The sequence below is a fragment of the Pontibacter sp. H249 genome, assembly GCF_037892465.1.
Classification (GTDB): Bacteria; Bacteroidota; Bacteroidia; order Cytophagales; family Hymenobacteraceae; genus Pontibacter.
Genome location: NZ_JBBKTR010000004.1, coordinates 252,437 through 270,497, shown reverse-complemented (window position 1 = coordinate 270,497; position 18,061 = coordinate 252,437). Strand labels below are relative to the sequence as shown.

The window sequence follows — 18,061 nt, the reverse complement described above, 5'->3', positions numbered from 1 at the left end:
AGTCGGGCGTTTACAAAGAGAAACTGGTAGAGCTGCAATAAAACTAAAAGGCGATGGAATACTTTTTTCTCAGCTGTTCACTAAATTCTTAATAACATATAGTGTATTATCTACTCCAGTTAAATATTATTGCAAGATTTTTATTTCATACTGCTACATAATACTTTGACATCTATTGCCTTATGAGCTGAAATGCGTCATCTTAAATTTCCAACCTTTAATAAATATTATATGAGATTAAGTGTTTACATCTTAGGTGCATTTACTGCAATGGTAATTATCCTGGGCTCCCTATTTAAGTTAATGCACTGGGCAGGCGCGGATATGATGATCGTGCTTGGGTGGTCTATGGCTGCTATACTTTATGTGCCTCTTTTTTCAATCTACAAATACAGAAAAGGCAAAACTGCTTAATTAAGTAGGCTAGTAAAAGCAGGGGGCAGTAATTTATTACTGCCCCCTGCTTTTAAAATGTATAGTACACGCTCATAAATATGAGTTCACTTTTTTATAGCTCCATAAAGTATAGGGCTGAAAAAACGAAGGTTTTCAAGTATACAGGCCATACTAAAAAACTTATCAGGGTTAACTTCAGCATTTTCTGCCATTGCCTCCAGAACTGGATCAAGGGTTTCCCCAAACATATCTTTAAACTCTTCTTCTGTCATTTTTTATCGTGTGTTATGCTAACGTATGATAAACCAGCATGTAAAGTATATTAGTTCAAGGGAGCATCTGGTAGAAGTTATGGTGCAAGGCATAAAGTTAAACTGCCATATAAATGCTATTTTATTACAAGGATAGCTAAAATCTTCTGACATGAGTAGAAGATTTCTTAACTTTGTTTTTCGTATAGATATTTATGAAGAACATTCGCAATTTCTGCATCATTGCCCACATCGACCACGGTAAAAGTACTCTGGCTGACCGCCTGCTTGAATTTACCCAAACGGTGGCGGAGCGTGAGATGCAAAACCAGCTGTTGGATAATATGGATCTGGAACGTGAGCGCGGCATCACGATTAAAAGCCACGCCATCCAGATGAACTATAATTATAAAGGAGAAGACTACGTGCTCAACCTGATTGATACGCCAGGCCACGTAGACTTTTCTTATGAGGTTTCTCGTTCTATTGCCGCTTGCGAGGGAGCGCTGCTTATCGTGGACTCTTCACAAGGTATAGAGGCACAGACAATCTCGAACTTATACTTAGCCATTGGCTCTGACTTAGAGATTATTCCGGTACTGAACAAGATCGACCTGCCGCATGCGATGCCGGAAGAGGTGTCGGACCAGATCATCGACCTAATCGGTTGTGATAAGGAGGACATTATTCACGCTTCGGGTAAGGCTGGTATTGGTATCGAGGATATCTTAAATGCCATTTGCGAGCGTATTCCTGCTCCGAAAGGCGATCCTGCTGCACCACTTCAGGCACTTATTTTCGACTCCGTATTTAACTCTTATAGAGGCATCGAAGTATACTTCCGGATTTACAATGGAACGCTGAAGAAAGGCGAGAAGGTGAAGTTCATTAATACGGGCAAAACCTACGAGGCTGACGAAATTGGCGTTTTAAAACTAAACCAGGAACCGCGACAGGTGATGGAAGCGGGTAACGTGGGATACCTGATCTCTGGTATCAAAAATGCGAAAGAGGTGAAGGTAGGTGATACTATCACACACGTTGATCGTCCTGCCCCAGGCATTCAAGGTTTTGAGGACGTGAAGCCAATGGTTTTCGCCGGTATTTACCCGGTAGAGACAAGTGAGTATGAAGAACTGCGTGCCTCAATGGAGAAGCTGCAACTGAACGATGCATCGCTTGTTTGGGAACCTGAGACTTCAGCTGCACTTGGTTTTGGTTTCCGTTGCGGATTCTTGGGCATGCTGCACATGGAAATTGTGCAGGAGCGCCTGGAGCGTGAATTCGATATGACCGTTATCACGACGGTGCCGTCGGTGCAGTTCCATGTACACACTACTAAAGGCCAGCTGTTAAAGGTAAGTGCGCCTTCCGAAATGCCGGAGCCAAACTATATAGACCATGTAGAGGAGCCGTTCATTAAGGCACAAATCATTTCTAAATCTGAGTTTGTTGGCCCTATCATTACGCTTTGTATGGATAAGCGTGGTATCCTGAAGAACCAAACCTACCTGACCAGTGACCGTGTAGAGCTGACTTTTGAAATGCCGCTTGCTGAGATCGTGTTCGACTTCTTCGATAAACTAAAAACAATTTCACGCGGATATGCTTCTCTTGATTATGAGCTGATCGGTTTCAAACAATCCAACATGGTGAAGCTGGACGTGATGCTGAACGGAGAGCCTGTGGATGCCTTGTCTGCCATCGTGCACCGCGACAAAGCTTATGACTGGGGCAAGCGCCTATGCGAAAAGCTTCGAGAGCTGCTACCGCGCCAAATGTTTGAAATTGCGATTCAGGCGGCTATTGGTCAGAAGATTATTGCCCGCGAAACTGTAAAAGCCCTGCGTAAAAACGTATTGGCTAAATGCTACGGCGGTGATATTTCGCGTAAGCGTAAGCTCCTCGAGAAACAGAAAAAAGGTAAGAAACGCATGCGCCAGGTAGGTAACGTGGAAATTCCACAAGAAGCCTTCTTAGCCGTGCTTAAACTCGACTAAAGTATAACACAAGCCCCGACGTGCCTCTGCGCGTCGGGGCTTGTGGCTTTAACCCTTCAATCTAATAACATACCAGGTATTTATACTTTGTACGCCGACATCACCATAAAAGCCTACTGTGATGATCCTGCCGAATCAGAGCAAATTCTCTTAAACCTGAACGCAGTGTATCAGGGGCAGGACATGCAAACAGATACTTACTATGAATCAGACTATGGTAAACTGAAGCATAGGCAGGGAAACATTGAAAACGTGCTTATACATTATAAGCGGAGCCAACTAGATGAGGCAAAGCAGACAGAGGTGATGCTGTATCTTAAAAACCCAGGTGCTGCAACTGTGGCTGAGGTATGTAAAGGCAGGCGCATACTTTACAGTATCAAAAAGGTGCGTAAAATATTCTTTATCGATAATGTAAAGTTTCATCTCGACCAAGTATCAGGACTTGGTAGTTTTATAGAGATAGAAGCTATAGACCTGGACGGTTCAGTGGGCATTGAAGTATTACGGCAGCAATGTGCTTACTATAAAGACCTGCTACAGATAGAAGAAGAGGATTTAGTAAATAATTCCTATACAGATTTAATTCATCATTCCTAATTAACATAAACTATGACCCTGCTCGACGGTAAACACACATCCGAAGCCATCCAACAAGAAATTGCCCATGAAGTAGAAGCCATAAAAGCCAAAGGAGGTAAAGTGCCTCACCTGGCTGCCGTACTGGTAGGTAACGACGGCGGATCTGTTACTTATGTAAACAATAAAGTGCTGGCCTGCGAGCGTATTGGCTTTGGCTCCACGCTTATCCGTTACGAAGATACTGTAACTGAAGAGGAGCTGTTAAACAAAATTAATGAGCTTAATAACAACGCAGAGGTTGATGGTTTTATAGTACAGCTGCCTTTGCCGAAGCATATTAACTCAGAGAAGGTAATTGAGGCCATTGATCCTAAAAAGGATGTGGATGGTTTTCACCCTACAAACGTTGGGCGTATGGTTGCAGGCTTGCCAGCCTACCTACCAGCCACACCTGCTGGTATTCTGCAGTTATTAAAGCGTTATAACATCGAAACCAACGGAAAGCATTGTGTAGTAATTGGGCGCAGCAACATAGTAGGAACTCCTATGAGCATACTTATGGCCAAAGGCGGCTATCCTGGTAATGCCACAGTTACTCTTTGTCACCGAAATACTGTAGATCTTGGCTACCATACACGCCAGGGCGATATTATTATTGTAGCGGTGGGACAGCCAGGCCTTATCACTGCCGAAATGGTAAAAGAAGGTGCAGTGGTTATCGATGTGGGAACTACGCGTGTTCCTGATGCCAGTCGTAAATCAGGTTTCAGGTTGAGAGGCGATGTGGATTTTGATAATGTAGCACCGAAATGCAGTTATATTACCCCTGTGCCGGGTGGAGTAGGACCACTTACTATTGCCATGCTGATGATGAACACTTTGAAAGCTGCTAAGAAAGAAGTATACGCTTAACCTACTAGCCACTATGTACGAAGGGCTTAAGCGGATAGCTAAGGGGTTACTTCCAAAAGGTCTGCTACAAAAGTATGAAGTACAATTTAGGTATGCTGTTGCGCTTTTTTACAGCGGCAATACATTTGCCTGTAACATATGTGGAAAGAAGAACCGCAAATTTGTGCTGCTAACTAACGGGGAAAGGCTATGCCCTTTTTGCGGAAGCCTTCCCCGAAGCAGAAGGCTTTATCATACTTTGGCCCCTAAGCTATTACCTAATTACCTGCGGGTACTACATTTCTCTCCTTCCAAAAGCTTAGACGAGAAGCTAAGGGCGCATTTTACAGAAAGCTACACAACATCAGATTACATTGGAGAGTTTAAGGCTGATAAGCAACTAGACATTACCTGCCTAAGCGAACCAGACAATAGTTACGACCTTATTATTTGCTATCATATACTCGAACACATACTAGAGGATAGCAAGGCGATGCGGGAATTATTTCGCGTTCTGGCAGCAGGAGGTAAATGCTTTATCCAAACACCTTATAAGGCCGGTGATACTTTTGAGGATTATACAATTACCTCCGCAGTAGAACGCAAAAAGCATTTTGGCCAGGAAGACCATGTACGGGTTTATTCGGTGCAGGGGCTTAAAAAAAGATTACAGGCTGTTGGCTTCGCAGTGGAGCTGTTAACATTTACAGAGTCTCCTCAGAATTACTTTGGCTTTAAAGAAAACGAATCCATACTTGTAGCGAGTAAATAACCTGGATTTATAATGGGTTATTTACTGTTAATTTTTAAATTGACTGAAGTAAAACCCTTACATACAGCTTTATACTTTTGCAGATGATGTTAAAGTACTTATCTTTAACATGGGCCATACTCGCTGATAAAGTCTGGCAACCAAAGGAATTGTGTGCTAAAGTTAGTTAAAGGCAAACGAAAACACTGTTCTTTAAGTAGTATCATTCGGACAATTAACATAGAAAGGCGTGGGGAGGAAATCTACTTCTACACGAAACAGAACTATATGTATAAAGTATTCCTGGCTGCTTTTTTTGTAATTATTACGGTTAACGCCACAACTGCTCAACATCAGAAATTAAGCACCACTAACGCAAAGGCAGAAAAACTATATGTAAAGGCTGATGAATATGCCCGGGCCCGCGACTTTAACCGTGCCCTGCAATCGCTGGCTGAGGCTACAGAAAAAGACCCCAAATTTGCGGAAGCCTATATAAAAGCAGCTAACCTGCATAAAATGATGGGTAATAAGGATGCCACTTTTAATAACCTGCAAAAAGGGCTGTCGCTTGTGCCATTTAACCCAGCCTATGGTAACTTTTATTTCGATCTGGCGGATTTATACTTTGCTCAGGGTAATTACGAGGATTCCAAAAAGAACTTCCAGGCCTTCTTAAAGTCAAACCCAAGAAACCCTAAGCTAGTGTCATGGGCCAGGGAGCAGATTAAAACTGCTGATTACGCCATAGAAGCGATGAAAGAACCAGTTCCTTTCGATCCGGTGCAAATGTCGGGTAGCATAAACAAGTTTGGCTTACAGTATTTCCCATACACCACTGCAGATCAACGGTTCTTCATTTACACAGCTCGATTAAGCGCAAGGCCAGATCACGACGAAAATATTTTTATTACAGAGCGAGTTAACGGAGAATGGCAGGTACCAATATCCATTTCAAATAATATTAACACTAATGCAAACGAAGGTGCAGCTACCATTTCTGGAGATGGAAAAACGCTGGTGTTTACGTCTTGTAACCGTGCTGATGGCTTAGGTGATTGTGATCTTTATATCTCGTTTAGAACAGGTAACGAGTGGAGCAAACCTAAAAACATGGGAATGGCTGTTAACTCCAAAGCCTGGGATTCACAGCCTAGTCTCTCTGCCGATGGACGTACCTTATACTTTACATCAACACGTGGAGGTGGTGTAGGCAAAGAGGATATCTGGGTTACGTATCAAAACGAGGATGCAACCTGGGTTAAACCTGGCAACCTGGGCAAATCAATTAATACAACCGGGCGCGACATGGCACCTTCTGTGCATATGAGCGGCTCTACCTTATACTTTGTAAGCGACGGGCACCAGGGAATGGGTGGCCTAGATGTGTTTAAAACCAACCTGAACCAACAGAAACAGTGGAGCGAACCGCAGAACCTGGGCTATCCTCTTAACACGCACGCCGACGAAGGTTCGTTGTTCATCACTCCAGATAACAAAACAGGATACTACTCAAGGCGGGTAACAACTGATGCCGGTGCACCGGCTGTGCAGTTATTCCGATTTAATTTGCCAGCCGAGTGGCGTAGCCGTGAAAACAGTACGTATGCCCAGGGCCGCGTTTTTGATGCAGTTACCAAAAAGCCATTGAACGCTCAGGTGCAGCTATATGATGTGCAGTCGGACTCGCTGCTGCAGCAGGTTAATTCTGATAAGGTATCGGGGGAGTATACTGTTGTACTAACAGAAGGCAGGCAGTATGCGCTTTATGTTGCGGCTCCTAAATATTTGATGAACAGCGTTAGCTTTGATTATACTTCCCCAAAGAATCTGACACCTGTTGCTCTGGATGTGTACCTGGAGCCAATAAAAGCAGGAGCTACCATGGTACTGAACAACCTGTTTTTTGATACAGGTAAGTATGCGCTGGAGAAACAATCTAAAACAGAGCTGAACAAGCTGATCAGGTTTATACAACAAAACGGTACTCTTAAAATTGAGATTGAAGGCCATACCGATGATGTAGGAGCTGATAAGGATAACCAGCTGCTATCCGAGAAAAGAGCAAAGTCTGTGGCCGATTACTTAACCAGCAACGGCATCAGCAAAGACCGCATTCGTTATAAAGGCTATGGGGAAACCAAGCCAGTTAAGCCGAACACCTCTGAAGAGAACCGACAGCTAAACCGCCGAATTGAGATGCGGGTGTTGTAGTATGAACACTAAGTAACAGAAAGGGCTGGCAATCATTCTTATTGCCAGCCCTTTCTGTTAAGAGACTTTTGATTCATCACCATACTAGTAGAGTAAGGCAGTTAGTTCTAGTACTGCTATCAAACAAAAACGGCCGATCTCCACAGATCAGCCGTTTTTATTAATTTATCTTAAGCTTAGCGTTGCTCTATCGGAACATAGTTACGCTCTGTCTCACCAACATAAATCTGACGCGGACGGCCGATAGGCTCTTTGTTCTCACGCATCTCTTTCCACTGAGCGATCCAGCCTGGCAGACGGCCAAGAGCAAACATCACCGTAAACATATCGGTTGGGATACCAAGTGCACGGTAGATAATGCCTGAGTAGAAGTCTACGTTAGGGTAAAGCTTGCGCTCTACGAAGTATGGATCGTTAAGTGCAGCTTCTTCCAGCTCTTTGGCAATGTTCAGGATTGGGTCGTTGATACCAAGGGCAGATAAAACATCATCAGCTGTTTTCTTGATGATCTTTGCACGAGGGTCAAAGTTTTTATAAACTCTGTGCCCAAAGCCCATCAAACGGAAAGGATCATCCTTGTCTTTGGCTTTCGCAATAAACTTCTTGGAATCGCCACCGTCAGCTTTGATAGCCTCCAGCATTTCGATAACAGCCTGGTTAGCGCCACCGTGCAGCGGGCCCCACAGGGCACTGATACCTGCAGATACAGAAGAGTATAGGCTTGCATTGGCAGAACCAACTAAACGCACAGTAGAGGTAGAGCAGTTTTGCTCGTGGTCAGCGTGCAGGATAAGCAGCTTGTTCAGCGCATCCACCACAACCGGATTAATCTCGTAATCTTCAGTTGGGAAGGCAAACATCATGTGCAGGAAGTTAGAGCAATAGTCTAACTTGTTTTTAGGGTAGTTAACCGGATGGCCAACTGAGTTTTTATATGACCAGGCAGCGATTGTTGGCAGCTTAGCCATCAAACGAATGATAGAAAGATCAACTTCCTCTTTAGACTGGTTGGGGTTAAGCGACTCAGGGTAAAATGCAGTAAGTGAGCTGATAAGGGCAGAAAGTATACCCATTGGGTGCGCAGCAGACGGGAAACCGTCCAGGATCTTACGCATATCCTCGTTTACCAGCGTATGCATTTTAATCTTATTGCTGAAATCTTCCAGCTCCTGTGTAGTAGGCAGTGTACCGTAAATCAGGAGGTAAGCAACTTCTATAAAGTTTGATTTTTCAGCCAGCTGTTCAATTGGATAACCTCTGTAGCTTAGAATGCCTTTCTCACCGTCCAGGAAAGTGATGGCGCTTGTAGTGGCACCTGTATTCTTATAACCAGAATCTAAGGTTATGTAGCCTGACTGCGCACGTAGGGCGTTAATATCAATAGCTTTCTCGTTTTCAGTACCTTCTACAACCGGAAGCTTGTAGGATTGTCCGTCTAAAATTATTTCAGCAATTTCTGACATGTTTATTTTTAGTTTATGTCCGTTGTTGTGTCTCTTCAGAAGCGAAATTATATAAAATTGTTATAAAAAGAAATTCATTGTAGATACAATATTTCTATTTAGCTATGCTTTAATTCTACGCTTCGCACAATCTCCTTAATAAACGGTAAATGGCCGAAAAGTTTTACCTCTCAACAAAAAAGAGTACGAGGTTACCTTAATATTTTGAAGTATAAATGGCAGCTACTAATGCAGCACAGCTTTGTTATAGCTAAACGCCTTACTGCATGTCTGGCGTTAGCGTGTTGTTACAACAATAAATCTATAAGTTTTCAAAACCTAACACACCAAGTTTAGTATTATAACATAAGATATCTGTGTTTTACAATATAAGCTTTTTCAAGAGCTTCTAAATGCAGTTTAGTTTCGCCAACCTACACTTACCCATCCCTTCACCCGCCGCTATTTTTTACCTTAATTATCGTTTATCTATGAAACAACTAATACCATGTGTAATGGGCAATTATACGTCCAGATTATCTTCCTTTTTTAACTCCGGCAATACCAGGAAAAGCTTTTTAGCAATTTTGTGCGCTTTCTTGTTTATTCCGGCTCTGTTTGCACAGTCTGCTCCAGAACTTAAGCGTGAGTGGGAAAAACAGATAAGTACTTCATCAATCAATTATATTGCTACTGTAGCTTCAGCTATCGGCCCTGACCAAATGCAGGTGGTTGTTGGGTTCAGCAGAGATGCCGGTGGTGTCTCTCGCATTGTCGTCACAAAATTAAATTTGACTGGAGATGTGGTTTGGCAACAAGAGTACGCTGGGCCAGAAGGAAGTATAAGCGACGATCCCTATCAGTTGGAACTTGACCCGCAGGGTAATATTTATATTTTCGGATCAGTAGCCTTTGAAATAGACAATCCAGATTTACTGGTATTAAAGTATACTTCCGACGGGGCTTTTGCATGGGTGCAGCACCTGAACGGCGGCGAAGGTATACGAGACCTGCCAGAGCGTATGGTAGTTTCTGATGCTGGAGAAGTTTATGTTACCGGCACATCTCAGGTAGTTGGGGGCAGTAAAGTTTTAACTGCTAAAATAAATGCTGGTGGAGACATTGCCTGGGTTGATTCCTTTGAGGGACCAACGGAAAATTCGGATCCGCAGGTACAGTCTATCGCACTTGATGCCGCCGGTGATGTATATGTTGCCGGTAACATGGTTGATCCGGAGAGGGGACGTACACTTTATATCGCTAAGTATAGCCAGCAAAACGGGCAGCAGTTATGGGTGAACCTGCCTTACGGAGGCGAAGTTACAAATGCCAATAATTATACTGCTGATAAAATCCTATTTGATAAGACAGGGGAAATATACATTGCCGGTACAAGAGCTGCCATAGCTACAGTAAACTTGCGGCCACTGCTTGTGCGGTTAGATAACGAAGGCAATCACATCTGGAGTAAGTTCGACGAAACAACCAGCTATGCTACATATTTTACAGATGCAGCCCTCGACAGCCAGGATAACCTTGTTATACTTTACTCCTCGCTATTAAGCAGAAACTCCTCTGAAATATACCTGGTTAAGTATAATGCTGCCGGCGAAAAACTTTGGCACGACCTGATACCAAGCAACGGAGGCGAACTGCAGCTTACAAACGCACTTGCACTTGACAACAACGATAGAATAGCCTTTACAGGTTTTGTAAGAGACACCAGACCAATTGAAGACGGAGATGCCGAAACCTATCTCTATAATACATCCGGCGAACGGATCGGTTACGACAGGTATACATTAGGGGATCAGGGTACAGCTACAGGTAGCGATCTTGCCTTTGATGAATCAGGAGATCTGTATGTAGCTGGTCGTGTTCTTCTATCTGGTAGTACCCCTGCGAAACTGCTGTTGATCAAGTATGACACCGGTAACATATCGCCACCACCAGTCGGTGCGGAGCTGCCACGTGCATGGGTTGCATCTGCCGCAGGTATGGGAGAGCCTAAAGAGGTGCTTTTTGATAGTAAAAATCAGCCTTTGGTTTTCACTAATAATAAGCTACTGGTGTACAATGCAAATGGGCAGAAACTATGGGAAAAAGAGCTTACAGGTACTTACAAGGCTGCAAAGGTAGATGATGCTGATAACATTTATATTTTATCAAACCAGGGCTCTGGTGTTACGCAAAGAACAGTAGTAGTTACCAAGCTGAGTAGTGCCGGAGACGAAGTATGGAAATATACTACAAGCGCTGCTCAAAACAGGTTAGGCAGAGACTTGGAAATAAACAACGCACAGGAAGTGTATGTGTTAAGTAGCACTTTTACAGCAAATGAAACCAGCTCTTCTGTTACACTGGTAAAACTAAATGCTGCGGGCAGTGAAAGTTGGGTATCTAACCACCTGAATGAAGAAGGCCTGTCTGCAACAGCTATAGCTTTGGAGTTAGCTGAAAACGGTGATATCTACATTACTGGAAATGCTCTTCGGGAACCTGGAACAAACTACTTATTTCTTAGCGGACACAGCGGCACTGACGGAAGTATGCTTTGGAGCAAACGCTATCCAGAAGAAGGCAACAACGCCAGTCATTATTATCCGCAGGAGTTATTCTTACACAGCGATGGTACCCTTTATGTTGCCGGCACCACACAATCCTGCTGCATTAGCCACCCAACAGCTTTTGTAGTAAAAGCCGATGCTGAAGGAAACATACTCTGGAACACCCGTGCCGGAGACGGTAGTGAGATATCCTTGTTTGATGCATCATTGGGCGAAGATGGAAGTATGGCGGTTGTAGGTTCATACTATAACCCCCGAGCCGGCGTGAACACAACGTTTGCCTCACGGATAAACAGTGCTGGAGAGCAGGTTTGGTATGAGCTGATAGAAAGAGTGTTGGGAGTAACTGCCCTGGATAATGGCAAGGTAGCAGTTACCGGTACCGCTAACTCAGACCTGCTGGTGTATGTGTTTGATGCGGACGGCATCCGGGCTCAGCAGGATATATATGATAGCGGAGAAGGCAGGGAAGATAGGGGACTGAAGCTGTCTGTAGATAAAGCTGGTAACCTTTATGCAGCTGGTACTGCTGGTGTGGCAGGTAGCCAAACAACCGATTTGCTTTTGGTGAAATATGGCGATAACACAACTCCGGAAGAACCATGTAACATACCTGTTAATGTGAAACTATACTTGCCACCAATGGCCAAAAGTATAGGTTGGCAAGTACGCACCACCGCCGACTTTGGCAGCTATATACTGAATGAAGATACAGGTGTACGCTGGACCTGGGGAGATGGCACCGAACCAACCATATCTTACACAGCCTTTGGTACACAGCGTATTACCGGCGAACATACGTACAAAAAGGCAGGCATTTATACTATCGGACTCGACTTTGAAGAAAGCTGCCTGGACCCAACATCAGACGACTTTACGCAGCAAATGGTGATTTATGACCCGCAGGCAGGCTTTGTGACAGGCTCCGGTGAGTTTCAGGCGCCAGCGGAGTATGGCAACGCAAAATTTACTTACAATTTTAGGGTGCAGTACCCGAACAAGTACGCTACAGAGCCGGTAGGAAGTTTACGGATAATGGTAGGAGAAAAAGAGTACATGGCTAGCAGAACCCTAGACTGGTTGGTGATTGACGGAAACAGAGCCGCTATGCAAGGTACAGCCAGTTTAGCAGGTGTTGGCAACTACAAGTTTGTGGCAACCATGCTGGATGGCGGCGGCCCTGTTCAAAATGACCCTACTGATGGACTTCGCCTGCAGGTCTGGGACATGAACGCCTATGGTAAATTAGTGTTCGATAGTAAGTCAGGAGGTGATGCCAAGCTTGATTTAATGCAGCCATTACCAACTATTGGCATTGGGCAGATTATTATAAATGGCGCTGCTGATGAACTGGCTACTAAAGAACCTGATTCTGAAAAAGCAACGGCATATCCCAACCCATTCGTGGACAGAACAACGGTTACCTTCACTAGTATGGCAGATGGCAATTACGAAGCGCTGCTTTACAACGGAAAGGGTACTGTGGTGGCTACCTTAAAAAGCGGTATCACAAAGGCTGCTGAAGAAATAAACATAGAAGTTGATGGCAAAGCCTTACGCAACGGTTTATACTTTGTGAAACTAAGTACAGGAGATAAAGTACAAACTGTTAAGCTACTGCTACAGCGGTAATATTTTACACTTTTTAGCAATGAGGTGCAGGCTAGTAGTCTGCACCTTTTTTTGTTATGTTAGTTTAGTAGCTAATTACACTTCTTATCTGCATCATTAACATTCACAATCCCCTATAGCAAATACACAGCTTTTGTTCCTGCCTGTTATTTAAAATCAATAAAGCGCTACTGTTCGAAATCGTACGTGCTGCTGTTCGCAATCAGACATTGTAAAAGTATAATATTTAAGGTTTGTGCATTTAATTGTATGATAATCAGCATTTTACAATATGGCATGTATGTTGGTAAAGCTGTTCGTGAAGCAAATGCTACACTGCACTAATCACTGAATACAAAGCAACATTATAAAACTATGAAAAATCTATTTCTACTAATCTCGCTTTTAACTTTTACAACGCTGCAGGCACAGCACAGTAATATTTCCGGTAAAGTACTCGACGGTGAAAACAAAGCTGTGGGCTATGCCAACGTGCTGCTCCTGAAAGCTGCAGACTCCTCGCTTGTAAAAGGCGCTCTCTCAGAAGATGCCGGTACTTTTATGTTTGATGGCGTAACTCCCGGAAAATATGTAGTGGTTGCCAGCATGGTAGGGCAGGGCAAAGCCAGCAGCCCTGCTTTTACGGTTACTGAGATTGCCGGTAACATTACCTTAGAGCCAATCCTTTTAAAGCAGGCTGCTACCAACCTGAAAGAGGTGGTAATAGAAGGACAGCGTCCTTTAATTGAGCAGCAGTTCGATAAGACGGTTATGAACGTGGAAAACAGCATTGTGGCAGCTGGCAACACAGCGCTGGATGTACTGGAGAAAGCTCCCGGCATTGTGGTAGACCAAAACGATAACATCAGCATGCGTGGCCGCCAGGGAGTAATGGTCATGATAGACGGAAAGCAAGTGCCCATGACTGGTACTGAACTGGCAAACTATTTAAAAGGTCTTTCTGCCAGCGCACTCGATAAGATAGAGCTGATCACCAACCCATCGTCCAAATACGACGCAGCCGGTAATGCCGGTATCATCAACATAAAACTGAAAAGAGACAAAAGCCTGGGCACAAATGGTTCTGTAGCCGCATCTTTCGGGCAAGGCAGATACAGTAAAGGAGATGCAAGCTTGCAGTTAAACCACCGCGCCAATAAAGTAAACGTGTTCGGTGGAGTTAACTACGCTGACAGAATGAATTTTTCAGAGTTAAGCTTTTTAAGAACTTTAAAAGCCAATGGCGAAGAAACCGGATCTTATACACAGGATAACCTGTTCAAGTTCAGAGGTGAAAACCTGAGTGGCCGTTTTGGCATGGATTATTTCATATCTAAAAATACAGTAGTAGGTGCCGTAGCAACAGGATTCTTTTCTGATATCACACGCGATAATACCAATACGACTTTACTGTACGATGTCCAGAAAAACCTCGAAAGCTCTGCGACTACTGCTGCTGATGTAAGCCACAGCCGCGACAACCAAAGTATAAACCTTAACCTAAAACATACTTTAGACAGCCTGGGCCGCGAAATTACAGCCGACGTAGATTATATAACTTACCAAAACGGTGATCTGCAGGACTTTGCCATCAGAAGGTTTAATCTGAATAAGGAGCAGGTGGGAAGCACCGAGCTGTTACACAGTACGCTAGATGGCAATCTTACTATTAAATCGGCAAAGGCAGATTATGTGCAACCGATCTCTGGTTTAAACGCAACATTGGAGGCTGGCTTAAAAAGCAGCTTGGTAAATGCCGACAACGACCAAAAATTCTATGACCGCACAGATGGAAGAAACGATCTGAATACAAACAGAAGCAATCGCTTTTTGTATGACGAAAACATTAACGCAGCTTACCTGAACGCCAACAGAAAAGGAGAGAAGGTAAGCCTACAGCTGGGCCTGCGCCTGGAAAACACCATTGCCAAAGGCGAGCAGCTAGCCGATGTAGTGAACGAACAAGACCGCGAATTTGACCGCAACTACACACAGTTTTTCCCGAGCGCTTACATGGGCTACAACCTGAACAAGAAAAATGAGGTAGGCGTGTCGTTAAGCCGCCGTATCAACAGACCATCTTACAATCAGCTAAATCCGTTCAAAAACCTGATAGATGGCTTTACCATATCAACTGGTAACCCAAACTTAAAACCGGAACTGTCTTATTCTTTTGAGCTGACGCATACTTTTGATAAGCGCTTTATAACTAAACTTAGCTACAGCCAAACTACCGATGTAATCGTGAATGTACTTTCACGCGAAAACCAAAACGACAATGTAGTAATACAGACTTTCCGAAACCTTGCAAAATTTGACTACTACGGCATGACATTTACAGCACCTATAACAGTTGGTACCTGGTTAAACAGCACAAACAACGCTACCTTTTACTACGGCCTGTACCGTGGCAACCTGGCCAATACCAATTTCGAGAACAGCAAGCCAGCCTTTACTCTTAACTCAAACAACAACATTACCATAAAAAATGGCTGGTCTGCAGAGGTGGTTGGTGTGTTTAGATCAAGTGAGGTTTATGGTCCGATGACAGTTGATCCGCTATGGTTTATGTCGGCAGGCGTTCAAAAGCAAATATGGGATAAAAAGGGAACCATTAAGCTGAACGTGTCTGATATCTTCTTTACAAACAGAGTGCATGGCGAGAACGAATTAGCCGATTATACTGAAGTATTTGACCAGAACCGCGACACCAGAGTAGCTACCATCAGTTTTAACTACCGCTTTGGTGGCTCACAGGTAGCACCGGCCCGCCGCCGTACAGGTGGTGCAGAGGAGGAGAAGAGCAGAGCCAACTAAGCCACAACAAATTAAACAAGCTTAATGAGAAAGAGACGCAGGTTGCTGCGTCTCTTTTATTTTATACTTACCAGGTGGTGTCGTCATCGGGGTTAACAAAGCCTTCTCCGGGTTTATAGCGGGTGCCTTTGCCATGCAGGTGGTCCCACATGTCTTTCTGCATTTTCAGCTGGTCAAGCTCCAGAAACTCTTGCCACCGGTCCTGGTCATCTTCGCTGAAATAGGATACAAGGTCGTGGAGGTGCATCTTACTGCTTTGCTGTATCTGCTCCTGCAGTTCCGTGTTAGTGCGCAGCAACTGCTCTATTTTAATACGAAAATAGGTGTTCAGCTCTTTATAACGCTCCCCGTCCCAGTTTTCCAGGTTCATCTTATCCATATTGATTTATACTCTCAAGTATAGAAACAGTTTAATAAGCCAGACAAGCAGCAACGATTACTGCTGATAAGTTAAATTCGAAAAATTAGCGGTATTAAAACTTGCTCTTGACTGTTGATAAGCTGCTAACGTATGAGCTGTTGTCTTTAAAAGTTGAAGGGTTTATTATTCGGCATCTGGTTGTATGCCTGGCGGGTTAAAAAGGCCCCAATCATCCAGTTCGTAATTCCAAGGATCGAAGCCCTGCACCCATTCTCTGAACAACAGTTTATAAGCGTCTAGTGCCTCCCGGATAAGTATAAGGTATTGTGTATCTGTAAAACCGAACATCTCCAGAGTGGTGCAGTGGTTACCCAGTTCTCGGGCTGCTTTGCGGATAAGTGTCGCATTCTCCATGCGTATATCGTAAAGGTCTCCGGCCTCTGCACCTGATACCTTAACTGTGAGTAGGGCTGCATCCTCTAGCATCATGCCTTTTATATGGGAAAGTACCGGGTCATCTTCCTGTACCAGATCAATTATTTTGGAGGTGATGTCAAATATTTCCTGGCCTTTTTGGTAGAGCGGCAGTTTTTCTGGATTTAATGGCATGGCAAATTAATTGCGAAGTATCTTGGTACTGGTAAAAGTATAAAATATTTCTTTTAAAGGCGCTACCCCTGCAAAACACATAAACAGGCTTTATGAAAACAGGAGCAGCATTCCGTAGTATACTAAATCTGGTTTAGCATGATCAAGCATGAAGTATAAAAGATTAGGTAATTCTGAATTAGAGATTAGCCAGATAAGCTTTGGCTGTATGTCGTTACAAGGCGAAAAAGATAAAAGTATAAGGTTGCTGCACCAGGCGTTGGATAAGGGCATCAATTTCTTCGACACAGCTGATTTATATGATAAAGGTGAAAACGAGGCTATAGTAGGCAAAGCCTTCAGCGGCATACGCGATCAGGTTGTTATTGCTACAAAAGTAGGCAACCAGTGGCGCCCCGATGGCAGCGGCTGGGACTGGAATCCCACTAAAGCATATATTGTAAGTGCGGTAGAGGAGAGCCTGCGGCGGCTGCAGACAGATTACATAGACCTGTACCAGTTGCACGGAGGCACCATCGAAGATCCAATAGATGAAACCATAGAAGCGTTTGAGCAACTGAAACAACAGGGAAAGGTCCGGTATTACGGCATCTCTTCTATCAGGCCCAACGTTATCAGGGAGTATATAAGTCGCTCCAACATCACGAGCGTAATGTTGCAATACAGCCTACTAGACCGACGGCCGGAAGAGGAGGTGTTGCAGCAGCTGCAGGAACACAATCTTGGAGTGCTGGCACGCGGCAGCCTGGCACAGGGTTTACTGGCAGGTAAAGCTCCTAAACCATACTTAAACTATACATTGGAAGAGGTGCAGCAGGCAGCTAATGCAGTAAGGCAAGTAGCTGGTACAACACGCACAGTTTCCGAAACTGCAGTACAATTTATACTTCAGCACCCTGCAGTTACCTCTGCCGTGCTTGGTATACGCACTGGCAGCCAGCTAGAAGATGCGCTACAGCTCTCCAAAGCCGCCCCGCTACACAATGATGAGATAATGCAGCTACAAGCAGCGTTGGCCGCCAATAAGTATGAGCAGCATCGCTAGTAGCTAATGGCAAAGCAAAATTTACTATTAGTAATAAGCTTGTTAGCCCATTTTGTAACACTATCTCAGTCCTAAAAAACTGAGCAAGGCAGGCATTTATTTGTGAAGGTGGTTTGTTATTAAGGGTTAACCAACATCAAATAGAACAGGTAGGCGATTTAAAACAAAAAGCAGCAACCGGTATGGCTTGCTGCTTTTATTAACGCATGTAAGGCTATACGGTGCAACGTTTTTGTGCAGCGCCGTTTCTATTGCTTAATCGTAGCTATTCTTTTTCTTTTCGAGCTTAGCGGCTTTTTTTTCCTTATCGGTTTTAGCCGGCTTCTTCTTTACGTCCTTTTTAGCGTCTTGTGACTTTGCCATGGTTTTCAAAATTATGGTTTAGCTAAAGATACGGGAATTTTAGATTCTTGTATCATACTTGTCTCTTTTCCATCCGTAAGAATTTAGTCTGCCAAGCCTGCTTCTCCAAAAACTTAGCTGCCTCATTTGAACATTCCATAGCTTAAGTAGTTAGTGTTCTG

The 18,061-nt window shown here is 43.9% G+C and carries 13 protein-coding genes; 9 read left to right on the top strand and 4 right to left on the bottom strand.

Features of this window, described 5'->3' with window-relative positions:
• The first annotated feature begins 231 nt into the window (after positions 1 to 231).
• Positions 232 to 414 (top strand): GldL-related protein, encoded by a 183-nt coding sequence (locus tag WG943_RS08090; RefSeq protein WP_340408058.1) that lies wholly within the window; start codon positions 232 to 234, stop codon positions 412 to 414.
• 86 nt (positions 415 to 500) lie between these two features.
• On the opposite strand, the gene WG943_RS08085 is transcribed toward WG943_RS08090, so the two are convergent.
• Positions 501 to 668: a hypothetical protein gene (locus WG943_RS08085; protein ID WP_340408056.1), complete on the bottom strand. Its 168-nt coding sequence runs from the start codon at positions 666 to 668 to the stop codon at positions 501 to 503.
• A 194-nt stretch (positions 669 to 862) separates the two neighbouring features.
• Between WG943_RS08085 and lepA the strand changes: the two genes are divergently transcribed.
• The 5 genes from lepA to WG943_RS08060 all read left to right on the top strand — a co-directional run bounded on the left by lepA (position 863) and on the right by WG943_RS08060 (position 7,085).
• Complete coding sequence (lepA, locus tag WG943_RS08080) at positions 863 to 2,647, top strand: translation elongation factor 4 (protein ID WP_340408054.1); 1,785 nt, start codon at positions 863 to 865, stop codon at positions 2,645 to 2,647.
• 87 nt (positions 2,648 to 2,734) lie between these two features.
• Positions 2,735 to 3,247: a class IV adenylate cyclase gene (locus WG943_RS08075; protein ID WP_340408052.1), complete on the top strand. Its 513-nt coding sequence runs from the start codon at positions 2,735 to 2,737 to the stop codon at positions 3,245 to 3,247.
• Positions 3,248 to 3,259: 12 nt separating this feature from the next.
• Complete coding sequence (locus WG943_RS08070; protein WP_340408050.1) at positions 3,260 to 4,141, top strand: bifunctional 5,10-methylenetetrahydrofolate dehydrogenase/5,10-methenyltetrahydrofolate cyclohydrolase; 882 nt, start codon at positions 3,260 to 3,262, stop codon at positions 4,139 to 4,141.
• A gap of 13 nt (positions 4,142 to 4,154) precedes the next feature.
• The gene (locus WG943_RS08065) at positions 4,155 to 4,892 is read left to right on the top strand and encodes a methyltransferase domain-containing protein (protein ID WP_340408048.1); all 738 of its coding nucleotides are present in this window, start codon (positions 4,155 to 4,157) and stop codon (positions 4,890 to 4,892) included.
• Between the two features lie 267 nt (positions 4,893 to 5,159).
• The gene (locus WG943_RS08060; protein WP_340408046.1) at positions 5,160 to 7,085 is read left to right on the top strand and encodes an OmpA family protein; all 1,926 of its coding nucleotides are present in this window, start codon (positions 5,160 to 5,162) and stop codon (positions 7,083 to 7,085) included.
• Positions 7,086 to 7,261: 176 nt separating this feature from the next.
• Here the strand turns inward: WG943_RS08060 and WG943_RS08055 are convergent, their stop codons facing one another.
• Entirely contained in the window at positions 7,262 to 8,548 is a 1,287-nt protein-coding gene (locus WG943_RS08055) for a citrate synthase (RefSeq protein WP_340408044.1), read from the bottom strand.
• A 470-nt stretch (positions 8,549 to 9,018) separates the two neighbouring features.
• On the opposite strand from WG943_RS08055, the gene WG943_RS08050 reads away from it, so the two are divergent.
• A complete protein-coding gene (locus WG943_RS08050) occupies positions 9,019 to 12,726 on the top strand; it encodes a T9SS type A sorting domain-containing protein (RefSeq protein ID WP_340408042.1) in 3,708 nt (1,235 codons plus the stop codon).
• A gap of 354 nt (positions 12,727 to 13,080) precedes the next feature.
• On the top strand, positions 13,081 to 15,522 hold the full coding sequence (locus WG943_RS08045; RefSeq protein ID WP_340408041.1) for a TonB-dependent receptor domain-containing protein: 2,442 nt from the start codon (positions 13,081 to 13,083) through the stop codon (positions 15,520 to 15,522).
• A 67-nt stretch (positions 15,523 to 15,589) separates the two neighbouring features.
• On the opposite strand, the gene WG943_RS08040 is transcribed toward WG943_RS08045, so the two are convergent.
• Both WG943_RS08040 and WG943_RS08035 read right to left on the bottom strand, forming a co-directional pair.
• Positions 15,590 to 15,901 (bottom strand): hypothetical protein, encoded by a 312-nt coding sequence (locus tag WG943_RS08040; protein ID WP_340408039.1) that lies wholly within the window; start codon positions 15,899 to 15,901, stop codon positions 15,590 to 15,592.
• A gap of 165 nt (positions 15,902 to 16,066) precedes the next feature.
• Positions 16,067 to 16,492 (bottom strand): hypothetical protein, encoded by a 426-nt coding sequence (locus WG943_RS08035; RefSeq protein WP_340408038.1) that lies wholly within the window; start codon positions 16,490 to 16,492, stop codon positions 16,067 to 16,069.
• A gap of 148 nt (positions 16,493 to 16,640) precedes the next feature.
• On the opposite strand from WG943_RS08035, the gene WG943_RS08030 reads away from it, so the two are divergent.
• Positions 16,641 to 17,537, top strand: coding sequence for an aldo/keto reductase (locus tag WG943_RS08030; RefSeq protein ID WP_340408037.1), 897 nt, complete (start codon positions 16,641 to 16,643; stop codon positions 17,535 to 17,537).
• Positions 17,538 to 18,061 lie beyond the last annotated feature (524 nt).